We start from the raw sequence: 22957 nt of genomic DNA, 5'->3' as shown, positions 1-22957 counted from the left end.
CACAATTCATATCCGGGAGGATCAACCTATGACAACATCAACAACCGTCCCATACGGCACTCAGGTTCAAGAAGCTGCTGCCTATATTCAATCCAAATTCGGCGCGTATACTCCGGTCATCGGTCTTATTCTGGGTTCAGGTCTTGGAGACCTGGGCGATCAGATCGAAGATGCGGTATATCTGCCTTATGAAGAAATTCCGCATTTCCCGCGTTCAACGGTAGAAGGCCATGCCGGACGGTTCGTGATCGGGAAGCTGGAAGGCAAGGATGTTATGATCATGCAGGGCCGTTTTCACTATTATGAAGGGTATGAGATGCGCAAAGTAGTGCTGCCGGTCTATGTAATGGCCAAGCTTGGCATAGGCACACTTGTCATCACCAATGCAGGCGGCGGAATGAACAGAGCGTTCAAAGCGGGTGACCTGATGCTGATTACCGATCACCTCAATATGACGGGCGACAACCCGCTGATCGGACCGAATGATCCGGAGCTGGGCGTACGTTTCCCGGATATGTCCCGTGCCTATGACCCCGAGTATATCGCACTTGCCAAAAAGCTTGCAGCCGATGTAACAGGGGTGGACGGTGAAGCGCTTGTCCTGCAGGAAGGCGTATATGCCGGTATCAGCGGCCCGACGTATGAGACTCCGGCTGAGCTCAAAATGCTTGCCTTTCTCGGCGGCGATGCTGTGGGAATGTCCACCGTGCCGGAAGTGATCGTAGCCAGCCACAGCAAGCTGCGTGTGCTCGGCATTACCTGTATCACCGATATGGCGATCGGGGATGAGCTGGAGCCGTTGACCCATGAGCAGGTGGTGAAGGTGGCGAACCTGACCAAGCCTAAATTCATCGGACTGGTGCGCTCCTTTGTCCGTGAGGTGCAGGTATAATGCGTGCTGTTGATCTTATTCAGAAAAAAAGAGACGGCGGCGAGCTCAGCCGTGAAGAAATAGCTTTTCTGATCCAGGGGTACAGCAAAGGGGAAATCCCGGATTACCAGATATCCGCCTGGGCGATGGCCGTGTATTTCCGCGGAATGAACGCGCGGGAGACCGGCGATCTGACGCTGGAGATGGCAATGTCCGGTGATCAGGTGGACCTCAGCCCGATTGCGGGCATCAAGGTGGACAAGCATTCTACCGGCGGAGTGGGCGACAAGACTACCGTGGTGCTGGCGCCGCTGGTTGCGGCTGCCGGAGTTCCGGTAGCCAAGATGTCCGGGCGCGGCCTCGGCCACACCGGAGGCACGCTGGATAAGCTTGAGTCGATCACGGGCTTCTCTGTGGAGATGGACCGGGAACGCTTTTTTGCCCAGGTAGGTGAGATCGGCGCGGCTGTAATCGGCCAGTCCGGCAACATCACGCCTGCGGACAAGAAGCTGTATGCCCTGCGTGATGTGACGGCAACTGTGGAATCCATTCCGCTGATTGCCAGCTCCGTCATGAGCAAGAAGATTGCCGCAGGCGCGGATGCTATCGTGCTGGATGTGAAGACCGGCAGCGGCGCGTTCATGAAGACGCTGGACGATTCCATCGCGCTTGCCCAGGCGATGGTGGATATCGGCACTCATCTCGGCCGCAACACCGTTGCTGTCATCAGCGACATGGACCAGCCGCTGGGCTTCGGCATCGGCAATGCCCTGGAGATCCGGGAAGGCATCGAGACCTTGAACGGCCACGGGCCGAAGGATCTCCAGGAGGTCTGCCTGATCCTGGGCAGCCAGATGCTTGTCCTCGGCGGCAAGGCGAAGGACGAAGCAGAAGCGCGCTCCATCCTGCTGTCCCATATCGAAGACGGCAGCGCGCTCGATAAGTTCAAGCAGATGGTGTCTGCCCAAGGCGGCGATGTCACACAGATTGAATCGCCGGACACCCTGCCGTCCGCCCGCAAGTTCATCGAAGTGAAGGCGGCAACGGCAGGTTATGTGGAGAGTATCCAGGCCGAAGAGATTGGCGTTGCAGCGATGCTGCTGGGTGCCGGACGCGAGACGAAGGAATCCGTCATTGATCTGGCTGTCGGCATCCAGCTCTCGCTTAAGGTCGGTGACGCTGTAGCCGCAGGCGATATATTGGCTGTGCTGCATGTGAACGATGCCAGTGAGAGCAAGGTGCTGGAGGCCGAAGCCAAGGTGCTGGAGGCTTACCGTATCTCCGCCCAGCCGGTTCCGCCGCAGCCGCTGGTATTCGCACTGGTGACCAAGGACGGCGTTACGCGGTATTAGAACGGACTCCGGTTCCGTCGTTCCGGATAGCGGATAGCTGAATTCCATAGGAATGACCAAACAAGCCGTACAATCAGCAAATTGCTGTTGTGCGGCTTGTTTTGGTTTGGTTTTGGGTTTGGTTGGTTTGGTTTGTTTTGATCTGGGTTGGGTTGGTTGGGCTGGGCTGGTTGGGTTGTTCAGGAAACCCTGTAGGATGCAAGTGGAAAAAGGGCATTTAATTTTCCTTGAATGAACGATAATTGGATTTTAGTTGGAAAAAGTACATTTAATTATCCAAGATACCCGCCTAAGAGGAGGAATCAGTAAAATTAAGTGACGTTTATCCATTTATTGTAGGGGGTGCGGTCGTTATGCTGGAAGGAAGTGTACAAATTCCACTTATTTCATAATTCTGTGTGCTGCTCCGTGCGGACACACCTTTTTACCGCGGTAGAATTTCCTCCACGGCCAGCATCATCCGGTAGACATCTCCACTATGGTTGCTGAGAGCAGTGAAGGTTACACCGTTTGCCGGATAGACTGCGGAACGGAAGCTGATGCCTGGATCGTAGCCCATGACATGGTATTTTAACACCTCATTATTACTCACCGAGATCCAGACTCCATAGCCATAGCGGGTGTCCTCATCCACATGAATATGCGGTGTGAGCAGCAGGGCAGTCGTCTCGGGCTGCAGCAGCTTGTGCGCGAGCAGGCCTGTCCACAACTTTTGCATGTCCGCTGCTGTAACAAAAGCACCGCCATCGCCGCCGCCCACAACCGGAAGAGAGTAGATGTTACTGATACTTTGACCGTTACCGTTGTCTATATAACCGAGAGCGGTATTGGCGGGAAGTGCATCAAAGGCGAAATAACCGGAATCCTGCATTCCGCAAGGCCGGAAAATATGCTGCTCCACATAATCCGTGAACTTCATCCCGCTGAGCGTTTCTATGAGCAGACTAAGCATAATGTAACCCGCATTATTGTAGTGGAACCGCTCGCCGGGACTGAATTTCATCGGCAGTGCCGCGAACATGGGCAGGAAATCAACGGGACGCCTCAGTGTATACATCGGGGTATCGTTCCAGAGTGCAGCGAAATCCTCCATCGTCTCCTCGTCAAAATAATCCGGAATCCCCGAGCTATGCGTCAGCAGCTCATGCACCGTGATCTCCGGGTTAAACAAAGGAAACTCCAGTTCATGCAAGATCTCCAGTACTTTGCTGTCAAAAGAAAGCTTGCCCTGCTCTGCCAGCTGGCAGACGGCTATCGCTGTGAATAGCTTGCTCCCGGAAGCAATCCCGAAGCGGGTATTCACCCGGTTGCCCCGGTCCTCCGCCATATTGGCCTGGCCGTAAGCCGCTGCTGCGAGGGTCTGTTCCTTGCGCGAGACCTGCACCACCCCCGAGAACCCGGAGCGCCGGGCTTCTTCAGCGATGATCTCATCGAGCTGTTCTGGTTGTACTTTCTGTTCCCGCTTCATGTACTTACCTCTTTTCTGACATTCTGATGGTGTAGCCTTTCTTAATAATCTCTTACTATTCGCCGATTTGGGGACAATTCCCTTTATTTTACTAGCTGAAACGGTACCGGCCTTTCCAAGTATGACATAGGCGTTTCCATTTGGTTGCGGTGTACTAAGGCTGAGGCCTGGCATCTGGAGGAAGAGTGTCCTCGGACGTAAGGTTTATCTGCAAAGGACAAGAAATGCTGTCTACGTTTGGCAGGGCGGTACATTGTGGACATTTTGTGGTTTGAGATAGTATAAATGCAAACATCACAAACATGAGCATGCAACCGGGGAGGAATCAGAATGGCACTTCATCAAACGATTACAGTCTTGAACGCACTGGACAGCGCTTATGTTAACGGTAAGCAGGTCAAGCAGTTATTCGCAGAATATCCTGCGGTTAAGGTTGAGGTTCAGAAGGTGGAAGGTGACAAGGGCAGCACAGAATTCGTCAAAATCACGATCCCGGGCAGCGCCGGCAAGCTTGGCGGCGGTTCAGCACCAACATTCGGCATTGTCGGCAGACTTGGCGGCATTGGGGCGCGTCCCAGCCGGATCGGTATTGTCTCTGATGCAGACGGCGCGGTAGCGGCTATCGCATCGGCGCTGAAGCTGGCGGACATGCAGGCCAAAGGGGATGTATTGCAGGGCGATGTACTGGTGACCACCCATATTTGCCCGGATGCCCCGACCCTGCCGCATGAGCCGGTGGACTTCATGGATTCCCCTGTGGATATCCTGCAGATGAATGAACATGAGGTGCTGCCGGAGATGGAAGCGATTCTGTCTATTGATACGACCAAAGGCAACCGCGTGGTGAATCACAAGGGAATCGCCATTTCGCCTACCGTCAAGGAAGGTTACATTCTGCGGGTCAGCGAAGATTTGCTGCGGATCAAGGAGATGACGACCGGACAGTATCCGGTTACTTTTCCAGTGACCACTCAGGATATTACGCCTTACGGCAACGGGCTGTATCATATTAATTCGATTCTTCAGCCTGCGGTGGCTACCTCAGCTCCGGTAGTAGGCTTGGCGATCACTGCCCAGTCTATGGTACCCGGCTGCGGCACCGGCGCCAGCCATGAGGTGGATATTGCCCAGGCGGTGCGATTCGCGATTGAGACTGCCAAGGAAGTCACTCAAGGCAGCTGCTCCTTCTATAACGAGGAGGAATTCGCACAGATTACCGAGCTGTACGGTTCAATGAAAGTGCTGCAGACGCTGGGTAAACCGGCGGTAGCCTCTCACTAACTTTTGGCTAACAGGATAACGGATTCACAGGCAGGCGCTGAGCTTCAATCAGCGCCTGCTCTACGATTACATTCTCAGCGGATACCAATAGCGTGCGGAGGGAAGCGGATGAAGAATATCGGGTTGATCACGATTGGACAAGCGCCGAGGAATGATGTTGCGCCGATTATTGAGAAGTATCTGGAAGGCAAGGCCGGGCTGATACAGTCCGGGGTACTGGACGGATTCACGGCTGCCCAGGTCAGTGAATACTACAGTCCCGGCCCGGGGGAGTATGTGCTGACAACCCGTATGGCAGACGGAACGGCTGCGGTGATCTCCCGGGAGCGGATACAATCCGTGCTGCAAGGGAAGGTTGATGCCATGGAAGCCGCAGGCATTCGGACGATTTTGCTGGCTTGCACCGGTGTTTTTCCGGGGCTGCGTACGTCTGTTGCCCATCTGATTGAACCGGACCGGATCATTCCTCCGGTTGTGCAGGCAATGCTGGACGGGCGCCGCCTGGGACTGATCGGTCCGCTGCCGGAGCAGGAGGACAGTATGATTGAGAAATTCGCTGGTGCCGGAATGCGGCTGCCGTTCGCAGCGGCTTCACCGTACACCGGCACAGAAGCAGATTTCCGCGCTGCTGCTGAACGTCTGCGGGACCATGCGGATGTGATAGTGCTTGACTGTATGGGTTATGTGGAGCAGCATAGACAGTGGGCGGCCTCCGCAGGAGTGCCTGCCGTGCTGTCCAATGCCCTGATGGGCAAGCTGGTAGCAGAAATGGTATAACCCGGGAGGAAATGAAGATGAGTGAGCAAAGAATACGGATCAGCATGAATGTTCTTAAGGATTGTCTGGGGCTAGGCAGCGGTGAGCTGCTGGCTGTAGTGGCCGACGATGATAAGCGGGATCTGGCCGAATCCGTCTATGAAGCAGGCAAGCGGCTGGGGGCGGAATCCATGCTGCTGATTATGCAGCCGCGGAGCAAGTCCGGGGAGGAGCCGCCGGCTCCGGTTGCCGAAGCTATGGCCAAAGCGGATGTGGCCGTATGTATTACGACACATTCGATGACACATACGGCGGCGCGCAAGCAGGCCGCCGCAGCGGGAACCCGGGTGGCGACCATGCCGGGGATGACGGATGATATGTTCAGCCACGGCGCTATCACGGCCGATTACGCGCAGGTGAAGACTCTGACCGAGCAGGTCGCTGCGCTGCTGTCTGCGGGAAGCCGGGTGCGGGTGGAGAAGGATGGACTATCCTTAAGCTTCTCCATTGACGGCCGGGACGGTGTGCTTAGCACCGGCTTGTATCTGAATCCTGGGGAGTCGGGCAACCTGCCGTCAGGGGAGGCTTATATTGCACCGCTGGAAGGCACAGCCACCGGACAGATTAAGGTGGACGGCTCGATTGCAGGCATTGGCGCACTGGATAGTCCGATGATCCTGACGGTGGAGCAGGGACGCCTGAGGAGCGCCGAAGGGGAGAATGGCGGCAAGCTGCTGGCTATGCTTGGAGACGGTGACGGCAGACTGCTGGGCGAATTCGGTATCGGGACCAACAACAAGGCCAGAATTACAGGTGTGGTGCTGGAGGATGAGAAGGTCTATGGGACCATCCATGTGGCTTTTGGCAGCAATAATACGTTCGGCGGGGTAGTAGCGGCTGGCGTTCACATTGATGCCGTGGTCATGAAGCCGGATGTCTATATTGATGATAAGCTGATTATGCAGGCTGGGGAATTGCTGTAAGCGGGCGGTTGTTGAACGTTCACACTATAGCTGAGCAGGAGGAGATGGGAATGCTTGGAATTATACGTGTAATTACGCTGCAGGAGGACTCCGCGATCCGGCTGCACGGGGAACTCATTGAGCGCCGGTACGGTCTGCCGGTGATCAGCCGCTGCATTCCGGATCAGCCCCGGGGTGTGTTCAATGAGGAGACGGAAGCAGAGTCCATTCCGAAGATTATCACGCTTGCCCGGGAGCTGGAGCAGCAGGGGTGTACGGCAATCGGCATCAGCTGTGCCGCTGATCCGGCGCTGGCGGAGGCGAGGGCGGCGGTGGGAGTTCCTGTTCTGGGGGCGGGCTCCTGCGCAGCCCTGATGGCCCTGGCATATAGCAGCAGGATCGGCGTGCTGACCATCCTGGAAGAGGTGCCGCCACTAATCCGCAGCATTCTCGGCGGGGCTTATCTGGGCATGGGCCGTCCTGACGGCGTTACAACTACGCTGGATCTGGGTACGCCTGCCGGACGGGCCGGCGCTCTGGCCGGAGCTGCCCGGCTGGTGGAACGCGGTGCCGAAGCGCTTGTCCTGGCCTGCACCGGCTTCGCTACGATTGGACTGGCAGCAGAGCTGGAAGAACGGCTGGGCATCCGTGCGTTCGATCCCATACTCTGTCTTGGTGCGGCTGCTGCTGCGTCCGCCTCGGCCTCACCCCCAAGAGCTGTGTAGCGGAAGGCGTGTCCATTTATCCGGGCCCCCGTCCCTTGTGGCCCGGTATCTTTAAGCTCTTGTTATACACTTTCCGAATTTACATTTCTCAATTGGAATTTTAGGCAGTCTGCTTAATCGCAGACACACTCTTTCGAAGCGTTCGTCCTGGCTCAGGCCTGGGGGACGCTTTTTTGATGGTTAGGGAATTCTAGGCTTTTTCTAGGCTTCTTATTTACTCATGCGGCCTTCGAATCATTTAAAGAGCACTTCTCCCCACTATGCCCTTTTATCCACATCAGACAGATAGAAGATTATATGTGAAAAACCAAATATAATGTGCTGGTGCGAGTAGCGTGGGCCGGACGTATGTGAAAACAAACATGTCTTTCAAGGCACAACTCCAGCATGAAAATGAGCAGCGCGGCTAAAAACAGAACGTCGTCTGTTCATCTATTTAACAAATTTTAACGGAAAGCCGAACACAATTAGACCGGGTGGGTAGCGTAAGCCGAATGTAATCGAAAAACCGAACACAATTGGACAGGGAGCGCCGCGTAGGCCAAATGTAATCGAAAAACCGAACACAATTGGACTGGGAGCACCGCGTAAGCCGAATGTAATCGAAAAACAGGCATGACAAGACAGAGGCCTTGTCACCCCCAGGAATGAAAATAAGTGGGTGGCATCCGTCGCATCCATTCTAAAAGATGCTGTAGTCGTCAACACTACATATACAAATCAAAGGGCGGAAGCGGTTACTGGGATACACCCCGTGCGAAAAACCGTTCTATTGCGCTTTTCGAGCATCGCCTATTGTACCCCCCAAAAAGTACGTGTATTAAATTACACTCACTCGAGCGCATGATTTGTAAGCTGACGATGGAGGATGATTGGAATGGATGCTGTACGTATGTGTTGCGCGGGTCTAGACGTGCACCAGGAAACCGTTGTGGCCTGCGTGTTAAAAGGACCGATCGAACAGAAACCACAATGTCACCTGAAAACCTTTGGGACGACAACCCGAGAATTGTTAGGACTGCAAGATTGGCTGAGTGAACACGGGTGCCTTGAGGTGGTGATGGAGAGTACCGGCGTGTTTTGGAAACCGGTATGGAACATCTTAGAGGGCAGTTGTGATCTTGTCTTGGCCAACGCCCAGCGGGTAAAGAATATGCCGGGTCGAAAAAGTGACATGCAAGATGCGCGCTGGTTAGCGCAATTGCACCGTTGCGGGCTCATTGAAGGCAGTATGGTGCCAGAACAAGACATCCGGGATTTGCGAGACTTGACCCGTTACCGGAGTAAGATGGTGCAGGCGGTGACGGCGGAGAAAAACCGCATCCACAAAATCCTGCAGGATGCCAACATCAAGCTAACCACCTTTATGTCCGATCTATATGGGGTTTCGGGACGGGGCCTGCTCCAGAAGATCATGGACGGCGAGGTCGTAGACGAAGTGACCGTTAAAAACCTGGTCAAAACCCGTTTAAAAAAGAAAGTTCCACAGTTGCTAGACGCGCTCAATGGCAAGTTGCGCCGTCATCATCGCGAGATGATTCGAGACCACTGGGACCACTTGGTCTATTTGGAGAAAAGGATCACGGAACTGGAAGCTCGAATCGAGGCGAAGGCAGAACCCTACCTGGAGAGGATTGAACAAATTGACTCCATTCCAGGAATTGAGCGGACGTCTGCCGTGACCATCTTTGCAGAAGTGGGGCCGCATGTCGCGGAAATGTTCCCGAGTGATGCGCAGTTTGCTTCATGGGCGGGGGTGTGTCCAGGGAACAACGAAAGCGCTGGAAAGCGAAAAAAGTCAAAAACGATGCAAGGGAACAAGCATCTGAAAGGGGCCTTGTGCCAGGCAGCTTGGGCGAACTCTCGCTCATCGAACCGGATCGGCCAATTCTTTCGACGAATTCGTAAGAGACGGGGAGATAAAAAAGCAAACGTCGCCACCGCGCATTTGCTGATTAGAATTCTCCATGCCCTGATGCGGGAGAAAAGGTCATACCAAGAAATAGACGTCTCACTAGGCGATGAGACGTCCAAGAAAAACCCGTTGGATAGGTATGTGAAATATATCCAGCAGTTAGGATATAGCGTGCAATTAAATCCTATCCAATAGTCTCCCCTTTTTCAAAAAAACGAAACGTTATTTTGGGGCGGTGGGTCTTTTTTTGTCAAAATCCAGTCTGCGGCGCATTTTCCGATACTTTTATTTTCGTATTAAACCGAACACAATTGGACTGTGGGCGCCACGTAGGCCGAATGTAATCGGAAAACCGAACACAATTGGATTGGGAGCGCCACGTAGGCCGAATGTAATCGGAAAACCGAACACAATTGGACTGGACGTGCCACGTAGGCCGTGTGTAATCGGAAAACCGAACACAATTGGACTGCACGTGCCACGTAGTCCGTGCGTTTATCGCAGGTTGTGCAAGAAGTGTTTTCACAGAAAAACCGAATACAATGTACTGGTGCGAGGGTGCTAGCTATACAGGCTGTCTGGCACCACAGATGTTCTTACAGTACCCACCCGCAGGGCGATGTTGTTCATGGTTGCTAATGTACATAAGACACACTTAAGGTTTGTATTTGATGCTGAGTCGTTACTGCGGCGGTGAACATTTGGATTTCCTACGACTGCGCCGAACGACCGAACACGGCCCACCGCCCGGAATCAGAGGGATAAATCCCTCCGAACGCGCCGAACACGGCCCACCGCCCAGTATCAAAGGGATAAATCCCTCTGAACGAGCCAATTGTGGCTCACCACCCGAAATCAGAGGGATAAATCCCTCCGAACGCGCCGATCACGCCCCACCGCCCAGAATCAGAGGGATAAATCCCTCTGAACGAGCCAATTGTGGCCCACCGCCCGGAATCAAAGGGATAAATCCCTCCGAATGTGCCGAATACGGCCCACCGCCCGGAATCAGAGGGATAAATCCCTCCGAATGTGCCGAATACGGCCCACCGCCCGGAATCAGAGGGATAAATCCCTCCGAATGTGCCGATCACGGCTCACCGCCCGGAATCAGAGGGATAAATCCCTCTGAACGGCCGAACGCGGCCCACCGCCCAGAATCAGAGGGATAAATCCCTCTGAACGGGCCGAACGCGGCACACTCACCTCGCCCTAGGCCCGTACAAGCTGACTAATCAAAGCCCCAGCCGCGCGCAAATCCGATATTATACGCAGTTGGATATATATTTCCTGTGGCGGAGCGGGCATCTCTGATAAAATATCTGGAATGCGAATGTAAGCTGGCGGCATGGCTTAGGGCATATTTCAGGAAAAATCATGAAATACTGAAGACAGCAGAGGGAGGCGGAAGGTTGAATACACGAGGAATAACGCTACGGGAGCTGATGGAGCTCTCTGTTCTGGGAAAAGCGAAGGTCATTAGCGGCGAGCAGGGACTGGACAGGGTGGTCCGGTTCGTGGACATTATGGAGGTCCCTGATCTGAAGGGCTGGATCAGCGAGGGGGTCATGCTGCTGACTACAGCGTATTCGATCCGGCATGATCCTTCGCTGCTGACTGAGCTGATCTACACGCTCGACAATCTGGGTGCAGCGGCGCTGGCGATCAAGCCGGCCCGCTTCCTGAAGGAGATCCCCCAAGGAGCGATCGAGGCCAGCAATGCCTGCGGTCTCCCGATTGTGGAGATTCCGCCCGAGATTCCATATACGGATATCACCCAGCCGGTCATGGAGCTGCTGCTCGGACGGCAGGCGATGCTGCTGCGCCGTGCGGAGGAGGTCTACCGCACACTGACGACAATGGTCCTGGAGAATAGCGGAATCCAGGCGGTCAGCGACAGTGTGGCGGATTTCCTCAAAGCCCCGGTTGCACTCGTCGATACGGACCGGAAGATCATTGTGTCCTCACCGGCCGATTACGACTGGTCGCAGAGCAGTACTCCGCTGAACTGGAATATCCATGTGGACCGCCGGACGGTTGCCCGGCTGCTGGTGGACAAAGAGCAGCTGGATGATATGGAGGAAGTGGGCATCGAACAGGCCCGGCTCGTCTTTGCCCTGGAGCTGATGCGGCGGAAGGTTGCCGAGGATACCGAATTCAGGCTGCGCGGCAACTTCATCGACGAACTGCTGACCCCGCCGCTGCCGTCGAGGCATGAGGTGCAGCGCCGGGCCCGCCAGCTGGGGATGAATCCTGAGCATAAGTGGGAGGTTGCCGTTATTGAAGGCGAGACGGCGCCGAGTGAGGAGACAGTGAACCGGCTGCTGGAGCGCGAAGCGAAGAAGCGCGGAGTCACCCCGCACGTAGAGTACCGTTCGAGCCGGGCGGTGTTGTTCCTGCCCACGCAGGAGGGGCGCAAATTCACGCCGGGCGGTGATGCGGAGGAACGGTGGGAGAAGACGCTGGCAGGCTGGCTGCAGGATAAGACCGAAGGATTGAGCGGCTACCGGTGCGGCATCGGGACCTCCGAGTACCTGTGGGATATCCATACCAGCTATAACGAAGCGCGCAAAGCGCTGTCGATCTCCCGGAGGCTCGGCCAGGGTCCGGGCGGGATCACCCGTTATGAAGAGATGGAGGTCTACCACCTGCTGGAGGGGCTGGGCGGTCCGGGGTTCGAGCGTCTGTTCGAGCGGAAGCTGGGCAAGCTGCTGCAATATGACCAGGAGCATGACAGCAATATGCTGCTGACCTTCTACCATTACCTGGAGTGCAGGGGGAGCCTGATTGAGACCGCGAACAGCCTGTACATCCACCGCAACTCAGTTAAATACCGGCTGGAGCGGATTCGGGATATTACCGGCTTCGATCTGAATGATCCGCGCGAGCAATTCGTCTGCCATTTGTGCCTGATTTACTACTACCTACAGGAAAAATAGACCAGATTGGAAGATTCGCGGAACAACGTGTCAGTAAATGTGACATTAATAGTGGTTAATAGTGCACAACCGACAAACGGTTGTGCCTTTTTTTAGCTGAACGGGACGTAGAGGGGTTGTGAAATTCTATGTAGAATTAGCTCAACACTTTAATAAGACACAGTAACAGGCTGTACCTGACATGAGCGCGGAATTTCGTCCACAAAGCGGATTCACAGCATGGTTGGCACAGAAGTCGTAAGGGGGTTGATTCATTGTTCGCTTATACACTAAAAAGACTTGTGCAGATGATTCCAGCCTTGCTCGGCATTATCGTCATCACCTTCATTCTGTCGAGAGTACTGCCGGGTGATCCTGCGATTATGCTGGCCGGAGAGCAGGCGCCGGAGGAGATTGTGAACAAGATCCGCCAGGACATGGGGCTGGACAAGCCGCTGTATATCCAGTTCTTCGCGTATATCGGCCAATTGCTGCAAGGCGATATCGGTTATGCCTATCACACCGGGCATTCGGTGGCCAGCGATCTGGCCTCGCGCTTCCCGGCTACGATTGAGCTGACGCTGGCCAGCATTCTGATTGCGGTTCTGGTAGCCATTCCGGTGGGGATTGTCGCCGCTACCCGCAAGGAATCGCTGCTCGATCACATCTCACGCGTATTCTCCCTGATAGGCGCGTGTGTGCCGATCTTCTGGCTCGGGTTAATGTTCATTTATGTCTTCTATTCCATTCTGGGCTGGGCACCGGCCCCGATGGGACGGATCAGCGGCGACCTCAACCCGCCGGTGCATATCACCGGACTGTATGTGCTGGACAGTCTGCTGTCCGGTGACATCGCCGCACTGCGGAGCAGCCTTGCGCATCTGCTGCTTCCGGCCATCTGCCTCAGTACCGGCACGATGGCGATCATCGCCCGGATGACCCGCTCCAGTATGCTGGAGGTGGTCGATCAGGACTTCGTCCGCACCGCCCGGGCCAAGGGGCTGCGGGAATCAGCCGTCATTTACAAGCACGCGCTTGTCAATGCGCTGATTCCAACTCTGACCGTGCTCGGCTTGCAATTCGGGTTCCTGATGGGCGGCGCAGTCATTACGGAGACCATCTTCTCCTGGCCGGGGATTGGCGGTTATGTGACCGACTCCATACTGGCGGCGGATTATGCGCCAATCCAGGCGTTCACCCTGGTCAGTGCCGTGCTCTACTGCGGAATCAACCTGGCTGTAGACCTGATCTACGGCTTCATTGATCCGAGAATCCGTTATGAATAGAACAGCTTGTGTGAGAGGAGGAGATTGCTTGTGAGCACTGCAGCACATTCAGCACAGGGCAGCCCGGGCAGACCGGCCCCGGCCAAGCCCCGGACATTATTATCCCTGCTGCTGCACAACCGCCTGGCGGCCATAGGGTTAACCTTTATCCTGATCTGGACGGTGGTAGCCGTCTTCGCCCCCTGGCTGGCTCCGCATGATCCGTTCGTCACGGATATGGCTAACAAGCTGCAGGCACCTTCCGGCAGCCACTGGTTCGGCACCGATAACTTTGGCCGCGACATTCTCAGCCGGGTGCTGTACGGCGCACGGATCAGCATCTGGACCGGTCTGATCGCCGTCTCGATCTCCTTTCTGATCGGGATGCCGCTGGGCGGAATAGCCGCTTATTACGGGGGCCGTACCGGAACCATCATCATGCGGTTCATGGACGTACTGCTGTCCTTCCCGTCCCTGGTCTTGTCGATGGCGATTGCCGCCTCGATTGGAGCCGGTCTCAGCAGCGCGATGATTGCCGTCGGCATTGTCGGCATCCCTGAATTTGCCCGGCTGATGTTCGGGCAGACCGTCTCGCTCCGGGAGAAGGAGTATATTGAAGCAAGCCGGGCCATCGGTGTGAAGAATTCGGTGATTCTCTACCGTCACATTTTGCCCAATGCACTGGCTCCGCTTATGGTGCAGGCTACACTCGGGATGGGCTTCGCCATCCTGACCGCTTCCAGTCTCAGCTTCCTCGGGCTTGGGGTCAGACCCCCGATTGCCGAATGGGGCGCGATGATCTCCGAAGGCCGGGAATACATCATTTCCGGGCAATGGTGGCTGGTTACTTTTCCAGGACTCGGTATTGCCACTTCCATCTTAGGCTTCAATCTGCTCGGAGACGGTTTCCGGGATGTGCTTGATCCGCGGTTGCGTTCGGGCAAATAATGCGGAGCAGGGGACAACCCCGATTGCTCTGCTTAGCCCCCGATAAATATAGATCATGGCTCGCCGGAGCATCAGCGGCAGATGATCACAAGCAGCACCAGCGTTGTTATGCAGGCAGGATATAGAAAAGGGAGGAATTACCCGATGAAAAAAGTTAAACTGTTATCCACACTCGTCGCTTTTTCGATCATGCTTGCCGGATGCGCCAGCAGCGCCAATCCGCAGACCCCTGCTGCCACTCCGGCAGGAACAGGGAACACAGGGACGGCTGCTCCGGTCCAGAAGAATCTGACCGTGGCTTACTCCGAGGGCGGCACCACGCTCGATCCGGCAGAAGCCAACGATCTGACCTCCGATACGCTCGTGCTTGCCGCTTATGATCAGCTGGTCACCTACGGCATCAAGACCGAGAATGGCGCAAGCATCGCCAATACCGAAGACATCAAGCCCATGCTGGCAGAGAGCTGGGAAGTGAATGCTGACAACACGGTGTATACCTTCAAGCTGAAGTCCGGCGTGAGCTTCCAGAGCGGCAATCCGGTGGATGCCGAGGCGGTAGCGTACTCTTTTGACCGCGTGGCGAAATCAAGCTCCGGCAGCTTCCTCTACGGAATGGCCTCGATCAAGACTGTTACGGTAAAAGACGCCTCGACGGTAGAAGTTACGTTGACCAATGCCAATCATAATTTCCTGCAGATTCTGGCAATGTACACCTTCTCCATCGTGGACAAGAAGGCTGTAGAAGCACAGGGGGCTGACTACCTCAAGACGAATGCCGCCGGCTCCGGCCCGTTCAAGCTTGAGAAGTGGGACCCCGCAACAGAAGCGGTCTTCACCGCGAATCAGAGCTACTGGCAGGGTGCGCCAAGCCTGGGCAAGGTAACCCTGAAGTTCACGAAGGAAGCCTCGAACCGCGTGCTGCTGCTGGGCAAAGGCGATGTCGATATGGCGATTGAGATTCCTCCGAAGGATGTAGCCTCACTGGAGAGCAATTCTGCACTGACCGTCGCTTCCAATGCGAGCAACCGGATTCTCTTCTTCGCCATGAACAACAAGGTGAAGCCGTTTGACAATGTAAAAGTCCGTCAGGCAATCAACTATGCCATCCCTTACGATGAGCTGCTGAGCGGTGTGATGTACGGCCAGGCCAAGCAGATGAAGAGCGCGGTAGCCAGCAACACGCCAGGCTTCACCGATGCAGGTTTTGTGTACGAGCATAATCTGGACAAAGCCAAGGAGCTGCTGAAGGAAGCGGGTTATGAGAAAGGCTTCACCTTCGACTTCACCCTCGGTTCCGGGTTCGACGACTGGGAAGATGATGCCGTGCTGATTCAGGCCGAGCTGGCCAAAATCGGTGTAACCATGAAGATCAACAAGCTGGCCCGCGCCCAGTTCCTGGAGCAGCAGAAGACCAACAATCTGACCTCTTATATCTCCAAATGGACTTCATTCGTCAATGATCCCGGCTACCATCTCGGCTTCCTGCTGTACGGCAAAGGTTCCTCCAACTACATCAACTACCAGAATGCTGAAGTAGACAAGCTGTGGGACCAGGCGAATCTGGAGACCGATGCAGCGAAGCGGAGTGAACTCTACAAGCAGGCTCAGGAGATTATCACAACGGAAGCGCCTTGGGCGTACCTGTACGAATACAACCGCATTGTAGGCATGAGTAATACAATCAGCGGCTATGCCTTCTACCCGGATGAAGTGATCCGCTTCTATCCATTGTCCATTCAAGAATAATCTGTTTGCTCTATAACCAATACAGAGGAGCCCCGTGCCTGGTCTGAACGGCCAGTGCCGGGGCTGCAAAGGAGAACTCACACGATGACTGACTGGAGAAGCAAAGTGCTGGAGGCCATAGATGCCGGGCAGGAGGAGCTGCTGGAGCTGTGTTCGCAGCTTATCCGTTTCCCTTCGGAGAATCCGCCGGGCGATTCGCGGGAGATCAGCGCTTTTATCATTAATTATCTGAATGAAGCAGGGATAGGCACTTCGATCTATCCGGCCACCGAAACGATGTTCAATCTGGTGTCTACCCTGGGTGCAGGGGCCGAGGACCGGACCGGCAAAAAGCTGATCTACTGCGGACATACAGATGTCGTTCCTGCCGGAGACCGGTCGCGCTGGGACTTTGATCCGTTCAGCGGCGATATTGTAGACGGCTATCTGCTGGGGAGAGGCGCCTCAGATATGAAGGCGGGCCTGGCCGGATTAATCTACGTAACCGCTCTGTTAGCGAAGCTTGGTGTTCCGCTCAAAGGCGACTTGTCCCTCCTGATCGTGCCCGATGAAGAGACGGGCGGTCATCTGGGTGTGCCCTGGGTGCTGGAACGCGGCCTGATCACCGGAACCGCGGCGGTGATCGCCGAGCCTTCCGGCCCGCTGAACCCGACCATCGGGCAGAAGGGGAGCTGCTGGTTTGAATTCACCGTGGAAGGTACGCCGGGTCACGGCAGTCTGTCGCCGGTGGTCGGAGACAGCGCCATAGTCAAGGCGGCCAAAGGCATTGAAGCCTTGCAGCGGTTATGGGATATTAAAGTGGATATTCCCAAGGAAGTCCAGGACATTATCCGCATCTCACAGGATTATGTGAAGGGAAGCGAAGAAGAAGATTCACTCGCTTATCAGGTGTTCGACCATGTGACGGTCAATATCGGAACCATCCAGGGCGGAACCAAGGTGAATGTGGTGGCTGACCGCTGTACGATTCAGGTCGATTCCCGTGTCCCGTTCGGGGTAGATTACCGCGATGTGCTGGACCGTGCCCGCTCCCTGCTGCTGGAGGCAGGCATTGAGTCGGAAGTGAAGGGCTTCGGCTTCCAGGGGAATGCCAACTGGACCTCCAATGAGGAGCCGGTGGTCAAGGATCTGGTGGAGAGTATCTGCGAAGTAAGCGGGGAAGAGGCCTACGGCGTGCTGCAATGGGCATCCAGCGATGCGCGCCATTTCCGGACGCATAACATTCCGGTGCTGCAATACGGCCCGGCCGAGCTGTCTACGATTCATAATTTCAATGAGAAAGCGCCCGTCTGGCAGATTATCCAATGTGCGAAGGTATATGCTTTGACGGCCCTTAAATATCTGGGCGTGGAAGATAGAGAGAGCTGATTTTTATTTTGGGGCCCCCGCAAAGCACTTGAGTAATCATCGAAGCTAAAGCATCACTTTGCGGGGATATTTAAGGAGGGGCAATCATGACAGAACTGCTGGAAGTATCAGGGCTATGCACCGAATTTCAGACAGCGGCGGGTACAATCCGTGCGGTGGACGGCATCAGTCTGTCAGTGCGCAAAGGAGAGACGCTGGGCATTGTAGGCGAATCCGGCTGCGGCAAAAGCATTACCTCACTATCGATCATGCAGCTGCTGCCTAAGCGGATCAGCCGGATTGCTTCCGGCCATATCCGTTTTGAAGGCAAGGATATGCTGGAGATGTCGATGAATGAGGTGCGGAATATCCGGGGGAACCGGATTGCGATGATTTTTCAGGAGCCCATGACCTCGCTGAATCCGGTGTTCAAGATCGGCCGCCAGATCTCCGAATCCGCACGCTACCATCTGAAGCTGAGCAAGAAGGAGGCGGCTGAGCGGGCGGTGGAGATGCTGCGCAAGGTGGGGATTCCCCGGCCGGAAAAAATTGCGCAGCAGTATGCCCATCAGCTCTCCGGCGGGATGCGGCAGCGGGTTATGATTGCAATGGCGATGGTCTGTAATCCCCAGCTGCTGATTGCCGATGAGCCTACTACGGCGCTGGATGTGACGATTCAGGCCCAGATCCTCGATCTGATGCGGGATCTGCAAAAGAATGAAGGCATGTCGATTCTGATGATCACGCATGATCTGGGCGTTGTCGCCGAGATGTGTGACCGGGTTGTCATTATGTATGCCGGTCAGATCGTCGAGGAGACGGATGTGGCTACTCTGTACAGCAATCCGCTGCATCCTTACACCCGCGGGCTGCTGGCTTCCCTGCCCCAGCTTGCGGGAGACGAGGAGCGGCTCAGCTCGATCCCGGGGCAGGTGCCTAATCCGGCCAACCTGCCGTCCGGCTGCCGGTTTGCGCCGCGTTGCCCGGTAGCGGTGGACCGCTGCCGGGAGCAGCTTCCGGAGCTGCTAGAGGTGCAGCCGGGCCATACATGCCGCTGTATCCTGCAGCAGGAGGGGGTATTATGACCACATTACTGGAAGTCCGCAATCTGAAGAAGCATTATCCCGTCCGCAAAGGCTTTTTCTCGAAGCAGGTCGGTGCTGTAAAAGCCGTGGACGGCATTACGTTATCCGTGGAGCAAGGGGAGACCCTTGCTGTGGTCGGCGAATCCGGCTGCGGGAAATCCACGACCGGCCGGGCCATCCTGCGGCTCATCGAGCCGACGGAAGGCGAGATTATATTCGGCGGCACCGATGTGCGCAGCCTGAATACCGAGCAGTTGCGCCGGTTCCGTACGGATATGCAAATGGTGTTCCAGGACCCCTATGCTTCACTCGACCCCCGCTGGACGGTCCAGCGCATTCTGGAGGAGCCGCTCCGTACCCACGGTTCTGCTCCCGCCGGTGAGCTGACAAGCAGGGTCGAGCAGCTGATGGAGGTGGTGGGCTTGTCCCCCTATCAGGCCCACCGCTATCCCCATGAATTCTCCGGCGGCCAGCGGCAGCGGATCGGGATCGCCCGGGCGCTTGCGCTGAATCCGAAATTCATTGTCTGCGATGAGCCGGTATCTGCCCTGGATGTCTCCATCCAGGCCCAGGTGCTGAATCTGATGCAGGATCTGCAGGAGCAATACGGCCTTACCTATATGTTCATTTCCCATGATCTGTCGGTGGTCAAATTCATCAGCGACCGCGTGGCCGTGATGTATCTTGGGCGGATTGTCGAGCTGGCGCCGACCAAGGAGCTGTTCGCCAAGCCGCTGCATCCGTATACACAGGCATTAATGTCAGCCGTTCCGGTGCCGAATCCGGGACTGAAGAAGCAGCGTATCGTTCTGAGCGGGGATGTTCCCAACCCGGAGACGCCGCCTACAGGCTGTGCCTTCCATCCCCGCTGTCCGTATGCGATGGACCGCTGCAAGTCAGAGGCTCCAGTGCTGCGGGAGCTGGGTCCGGGCCATCAGGCGGCCTGCCATTTGTATTAATCATAGTTGCAGTGACTAGGGCCATCCGGCAGCGGGTGGCCCTTTGCTTGTATCGGATACGAAAACAAACATTAACGGAAAACCAAACACAATTGGACTGGGAGTGCCGAGTAGGCCAAATGTAATCGAAAAACTGAACCGTACCGCAGACTTTAGCCCTATTGAGAAGCCCGGATGGGGCAGTGTCCCACGTCTAGGAACAACGTCTTATTTTTGCAGAGTGTTCCGCGTTGTTAAGTGAATTTACTTTCAGGAATACCGATGAAATTTTTCATGTAAGTTTGAAAAGAAAAATAAACCCTTCTATAATTGTATTAAATTAAAACTGATTTGGGAGGAGATGGGAGGAGAACGTGAACAAACCACGACAATTATGGATTGATGCCGCCAAGGGATTCAGTATTATATTTGTAGTAATGGGCCACTCCGGCGATGCGGCAGCGAATCATTATCTGTCCTGGTTCCGGATGCCTTTGTTCTTCATGCTTAGCGGACTTGTATTTAAGCCGGTTGAACCTGGACGGTATTTGGGCTGGGCGGCCAAACGGACCAAGGGGCTGATGACTCCCTATTTTGCCTACGGACTCCTGATTGCTTCCGTGCTGCTGCTGTTCAACTTCAGTGTACGGGGATTCGCCGAGAATGTAGCGAGACTGCTCTACGGGGGATTGTCGCTTACGGGCCCTTACGGGGTGTTCTGGTTCATCACCTGCCTGCTGTTCACCCAGCTGCTCTTCGGATACATTGTCCGTTATTCCCGCCGCACGCAATTTCTCCTGATCGCTTCTGCTTACCTCCTGTCACATCTCATCTCCCTGACCGCGCTCAGGAACTTCAATCTTCCCTGGAATGCAGATGTGTCCCTGCTCGCCATTACTTATTATGCGATCGGATTCTACGGCAAACAGGTGATCCCTGCGCTGATCCGCCGCTATTCGGCGTTGCCGGTGCTGCTTCCGCTATGTGCTCTTGTGCTGCTGCTGGAGCGGTCAGGTGTGCTTCACTACAGCCTGAATATGAAATACAAGGAATATACTTCCCTGCTGCTTGATCTGGCCGTGCCGCTGCTCATCTCATTGACGATCTGCGCTGCGGTGTACCGTCTCTCGAAGCTTGTTCCGCTGGACTGGATGGGCAGCCTGGGACGTAACTCCATTGCGATCATGTACCTGCATTTGCCGTTGAATTACGGGCTCAAATATCTCCTCGGGACGGATTACGGGCTGTTGCCCTTTACGCTGATCGGAGTGGGGGTGCCGCTGCTGGCCGCCAATTGGGCGGTGCGTTCTCCTTTATTGTCCAGACTCTATCTGGGGCATAAGGGCGGCAGCCGTCCGGCCGTGAATTATAGCAACGCACGCTAAAAAATAGGTGAAACTAGTGATAGAAATGCACAAGCTCTTTTTCATATCTTTCATATACTTTAGTAGAATATGAAAAGGAGTGATAACGCATGGTCAAAACACTTTTGGATTATAACGCATCCGTAGTTACACCTATTACTAACGGGGTCTCCATCCCCGTCCCTATTTCTCCGGCAGGTATACAGATTGCAGGAACATCGGTTTATATTGATCCCGCAGTTCCAGGACATTTCCCCAATAAGGTTGAACTGAAAGCCACCATCGGCGTGGATGTTACGCTGGATACGCCCAATGTGCTGGTCCGCATCTGGCGGGCAGGCACCGAAATCTTCTATGCACGGGTAGAGCTGGAGGAGACTTTCAATGACGACGGCATTATTTCGCTGCATATGGTAGATATCAATGTCCCGGCCGGTGTCCAGAACTATCAGCTGATTGTAGAGAACCAGGATGTCGGCTCCGTTGCCACAGTGGTGGGACCTGTTATTTTCAGCGCTTTAGCTATCGGCGGCTAAGCTATTCATAGCCTTACCGAAAGGGGCTTTCTCAAGTATCTGTGAAGATACCGGGGGAAGCCCTTTTTTTTGTGCGTGAATTTGTGCGTGAAATGGAATAATTTCCTGCCTTTCTGACGAAACTGGAACACAGTACCTGTGAAATGAAGGTTAATGTTCAGGAGGGGAACTATTGTGAGGAAAATTCGTTATATTATGCTTGTGCTGTGCATCGCTGTATCGGTTCTGGGAGGAGCAACAGGAGCCTGGGCGGAGGAAAAAGCCAAAGGCACCGCTAATTCCGGCAATGCCGGAGGGGCTGCCGCTGCTGAACTGGCGCCGGGGGCGCGTTCTGCCATTCTCATGGATGCCGATACAGGCACCGTTATCTACGAGAAGAACAGCCATGATAAACTTCCGCCGGCCAGTATTACCAAGATTATGACGATGCTGCTGACCGTGGAGGCGCTGGACGAAGGCAAGCTGCAGCTCACCGACAAAGTACGGACCAGTGAGTATGCGGCGTCGATGGGCGGTTCGCAGATTTTTCTGGAGCCGGGTGAAGAAATGACGGTAGACGATATGCTGAAGGGTATCGCGATGGCCTCCGGCAATGACGCTTCTGTAGCCATGGCGGAGAAAATCGCCGGCTCGGAGAGCGCCTTTGTGGATCTGATGAACCAGAAGGCCGAGGCCTTGGGCCTCAAAGATACTCACTTCGCCAACTGCAACGGCCTGCCGGCTGCGAATCATTATTCCTCCGCGCATGACATTGCCGTAATTAGCCGGGAGCTGCTGAAGCATGAGCAGATTATCAAATACACCGGCTCTTATCAGGATTACCTGCGCAAGGATTCACCCAAGCCGTTCTGGCTCGTCAATACGAACAAGCTGGTGCGGTTCTATACAGGGGCTGACGGTCTGAAGACGGGCTATACCTCTGAAGCGAAGTTCTGCCTGTCCGCGACAGCGGCCCGGGACGGACTGCGTGCTGTGGCGGTGGTGCTGGGCGAGCCGAACACCAAAACCCGCAACAGTGAAGTATCGGCGATGTTCGACTACCTCTTTTCCCAATATAAATTGCATACGATTCACAAGGAAGGCGACACCATCGGTACGGTAAGGATCGAGAAGGGTGTGAAGACGCAATTGCCGCTGGTGGCGAAGGAGAACTATAGTGTGCTGCTCCGCAAAGGAATTACCCAGGAGGGTATCCGTCATGAGCTGGTGCTGGATGAGCATGTGAAGGCTCCGGTGGCCGAAGGCCAGACGGTCGGCAAGCTGGTAGTCTACCAGGGAACCGGTATTCTGAAGGAATATGAGCTGAAGGCAGGCGAAACAGTAGCCAAGGCAGGCTGGTGGAAGCTGTTCAAGCGGGCAACGGGCTCTATGTTTACGAATGATTAATTTCTTGCATTTTGTAGATTGATCGCGTGCTTTGTGTAAGTTCTTAGGGGTTTTCTTCTAGTTTTGTCGTGAGGCAGGAATCCTCAATTGCGGT

At 55.0% G+C, this 22957-nt stretch carries 18 protein-coding genes; 17 read left to right on the top strand and 1 reads right to left on the bottom strand.

The window, feature by feature from the left end:
• The first annotated feature begins 28 nt into the window (after positions 1–28).
• Together HQN87_RS06265 and HQN87_RS06260 are read left to right on the top strand one after the other, a co-directional pair.
• The gene (locus HQN87_RS06265) at positions 29–892 is read left to right on the top strand and encodes a purine-nucleoside phosphorylase (protein WP_173129411.1); all 864 of its coding nucleotides are present in this window, start codon (positions 29–31) and stop codon (positions 890–892) included.
• Positions 892–2223 (top strand): pyrimidine-nucleoside phosphorylase, encoded by a 1332-nt coding sequence (locus HQN87_RS06260; protein WP_173129408.1) that lies wholly within the window; start codon positions 892–894, stop codon positions 2221–2223. Before HQN87_RS06265 ends, HQN87_RS06260 begins: the two co-directional genes overlap by 1 nt.
• Before the next feature lie 424 nt (positions 2224–2647).
• Here HQN87_RS06260 and HQN87_RS06255 read toward each other — a convergent pair whose 3' ends face one another.
• Positions 2648–3691: a serine hydrolase domain-containing protein gene (locus HQN87_RS06255; protein ID WP_173129405.1), complete on the bottom strand. Its 1044-nt coding sequence runs from the start codon at positions 3689–3691 to the stop codon at positions 2648–2650.
• A gap of 330 nt (positions 3692–4021) precedes the next feature.
• Here HQN87_RS06255 and HQN87_RS06250 point away from each other — a divergent pair, with 330 nt between their 5' ends.
• From HQN87_RS06250 to HQN87_RS06180, 15 genes are all read left to right on the top strand, one after another.
• Positions 4022–4972 (top strand): DUF1177 domain-containing protein, encoded by a 951-nt coding sequence (locus HQN87_RS06250; protein WP_173129402.1) that lies wholly within the window; start codon positions 4022–4024, stop codon positions 4970–4972.
• 108 nt (positions 4973–5080) lie between these two features.
• Complete coding sequence (locus HQN87_RS06245) at positions 5081–5749, top strand: AroM family protein (protein ID WP_173129399.1); 669 nt, start codon at positions 5081–5083, stop codon at positions 5747–5749.
• A 17-nt stretch (positions 5750–5766) separates the two neighbouring features.
• Positions 5767–6711, top strand: a complete 945-nt coding sequence (locus HQN87_RS06240; protein WP_173129396.1) for an aminopeptidase — start codon at positions 5767–5769, stop codon at positions 6709–6711.
• A gap of 50 nt (positions 6712–6761) precedes the next feature.
• Positions 6762–7415 (top strand): aspartate/glutamate racemase family protein, encoded by a 654-nt coding sequence (locus HQN87_RS06235; protein ID WP_173129393.1) that lies wholly within the window; start codon positions 6762–6764, stop codon positions 7413–7415.
• An 877-nt stretch (positions 7416–8292) separates the two neighbouring features.
• A complete protein-coding gene (locus tag HQN87_RS06230) occupies positions 8293–9525 on the top strand; it encodes an IS110 family RNA-guided transposase (RefSeq protein ID WP_173129390.1) in 1233 nt (410 codons plus the stop codon).
• A 1217-nt stretch (positions 9526–10742) separates the two neighbouring features.
• Positions 10743–12269, top strand: coding sequence for a PucR family transcriptional regulator (locus HQN87_RS06225; protein WP_173129386.1), 1527 nt, complete (start codon positions 10743–10745; stop codon positions 12267–12269).
• A 254-nt stretch (positions 12270–12523) separates the two neighbouring features.
• Positions 12524–13534 (top strand): ABC transporter permease, encoded by a 1011-nt coding sequence (locus HQN87_RS06220; protein WP_173129383.1) that lies wholly within the window; start codon positions 12524–12526, stop codon positions 13532–13534.
• A gap of 30 nt (positions 13535–13564) precedes the next feature.
• Positions 13565–14461, top strand: a complete 897-nt coding sequence (locus HQN87_RS06215) for an ABC transporter permease (RefSeq protein ID WP_173129380.1) — start codon at positions 13565–13567, stop codon at positions 14459–14461.
• A 144-nt stretch (positions 14462–14605) separates the two neighbouring features.
• Positions 14606–16207, top strand: coding sequence for an ABC transporter substrate-binding protein (locus HQN87_RS06210; RefSeq protein WP_173129377.1), 1602 nt, complete (start codon positions 14606–14608; stop codon positions 16205–16207).
• A gap of 84 nt (positions 16208–16291) precedes the next feature.
• Positions 16292–17575: a M20 family metallopeptidase gene (locus HQN87_RS06205; RefSeq protein ID WP_173129374.1), complete on the top strand. Its 1284-nt coding sequence runs from the start codon at positions 16292–16294 to the stop codon at positions 17573–17575.
• An 86-nt stretch (positions 17576–17661) separates the two neighbouring features.
• Complete coding sequence (locus HQN87_RS06200; protein WP_173129371.1) at positions 17662–18639, top strand: ABC transporter ATP-binding protein; 978 nt, start codon at positions 17662–17664, stop codon at positions 18637–18639.
• Positions 18636–19598, top strand: a complete 963-nt coding sequence (locus HQN87_RS06195; protein WP_173129368.1) for an ABC transporter ATP-binding protein — start codon at positions 18636–18638, stop codon at positions 19596–19598. Before HQN87_RS06200 ends, HQN87_RS06195 begins: the two co-directional genes overlap by 4 nt.
• Positions 19599–19951: 353 nt before the next feature.
• Positions 19952–20962: an acyltransferase family protein gene (locus tag HQN87_RS06190; RefSeq protein ID WP_173129365.1), complete on the top strand. Its 1011-nt coding sequence runs from the start codon at positions 19952–19954 to the stop codon at positions 20960–20962.
• Between the two features lie 89 nt (positions 20963–21051).
• The gene (locus HQN87_RS06185; protein ID WP_173129361.1) at positions 21052–21477 is read left to right on the top strand and encodes a hypothetical protein; all 426 of its coding nucleotides are present in this window, start codon (positions 21052–21054) and stop codon (positions 21475–21477) included.
• Positions 21478–21672: 195 nt separating this feature from the next.
• Positions 21673–22863, top strand: a complete 1191-nt coding sequence (locus tag HQN87_RS06180; RefSeq protein ID WP_173130145.1) for a D-alanyl-D-alanine carboxypeptidase family protein — start codon at positions 21673–21675, stop codon at positions 22861–22863.
• Positions 22864–22957 lie beyond the last annotated feature (94 nt).

The organism is Paenibacillus tritici (assembly GCF_013204885.1).
Taxonomy (GTDB): Bacteria; Bacillota; Bacilli; order Paenibacillales; family Paenibacillaceae; genus Paenibacillus_AQ; species Paenibacillus_AQ tritici.
This window is presented reverse-complemented; position numbering and strand designations above follow the sequence as displayed.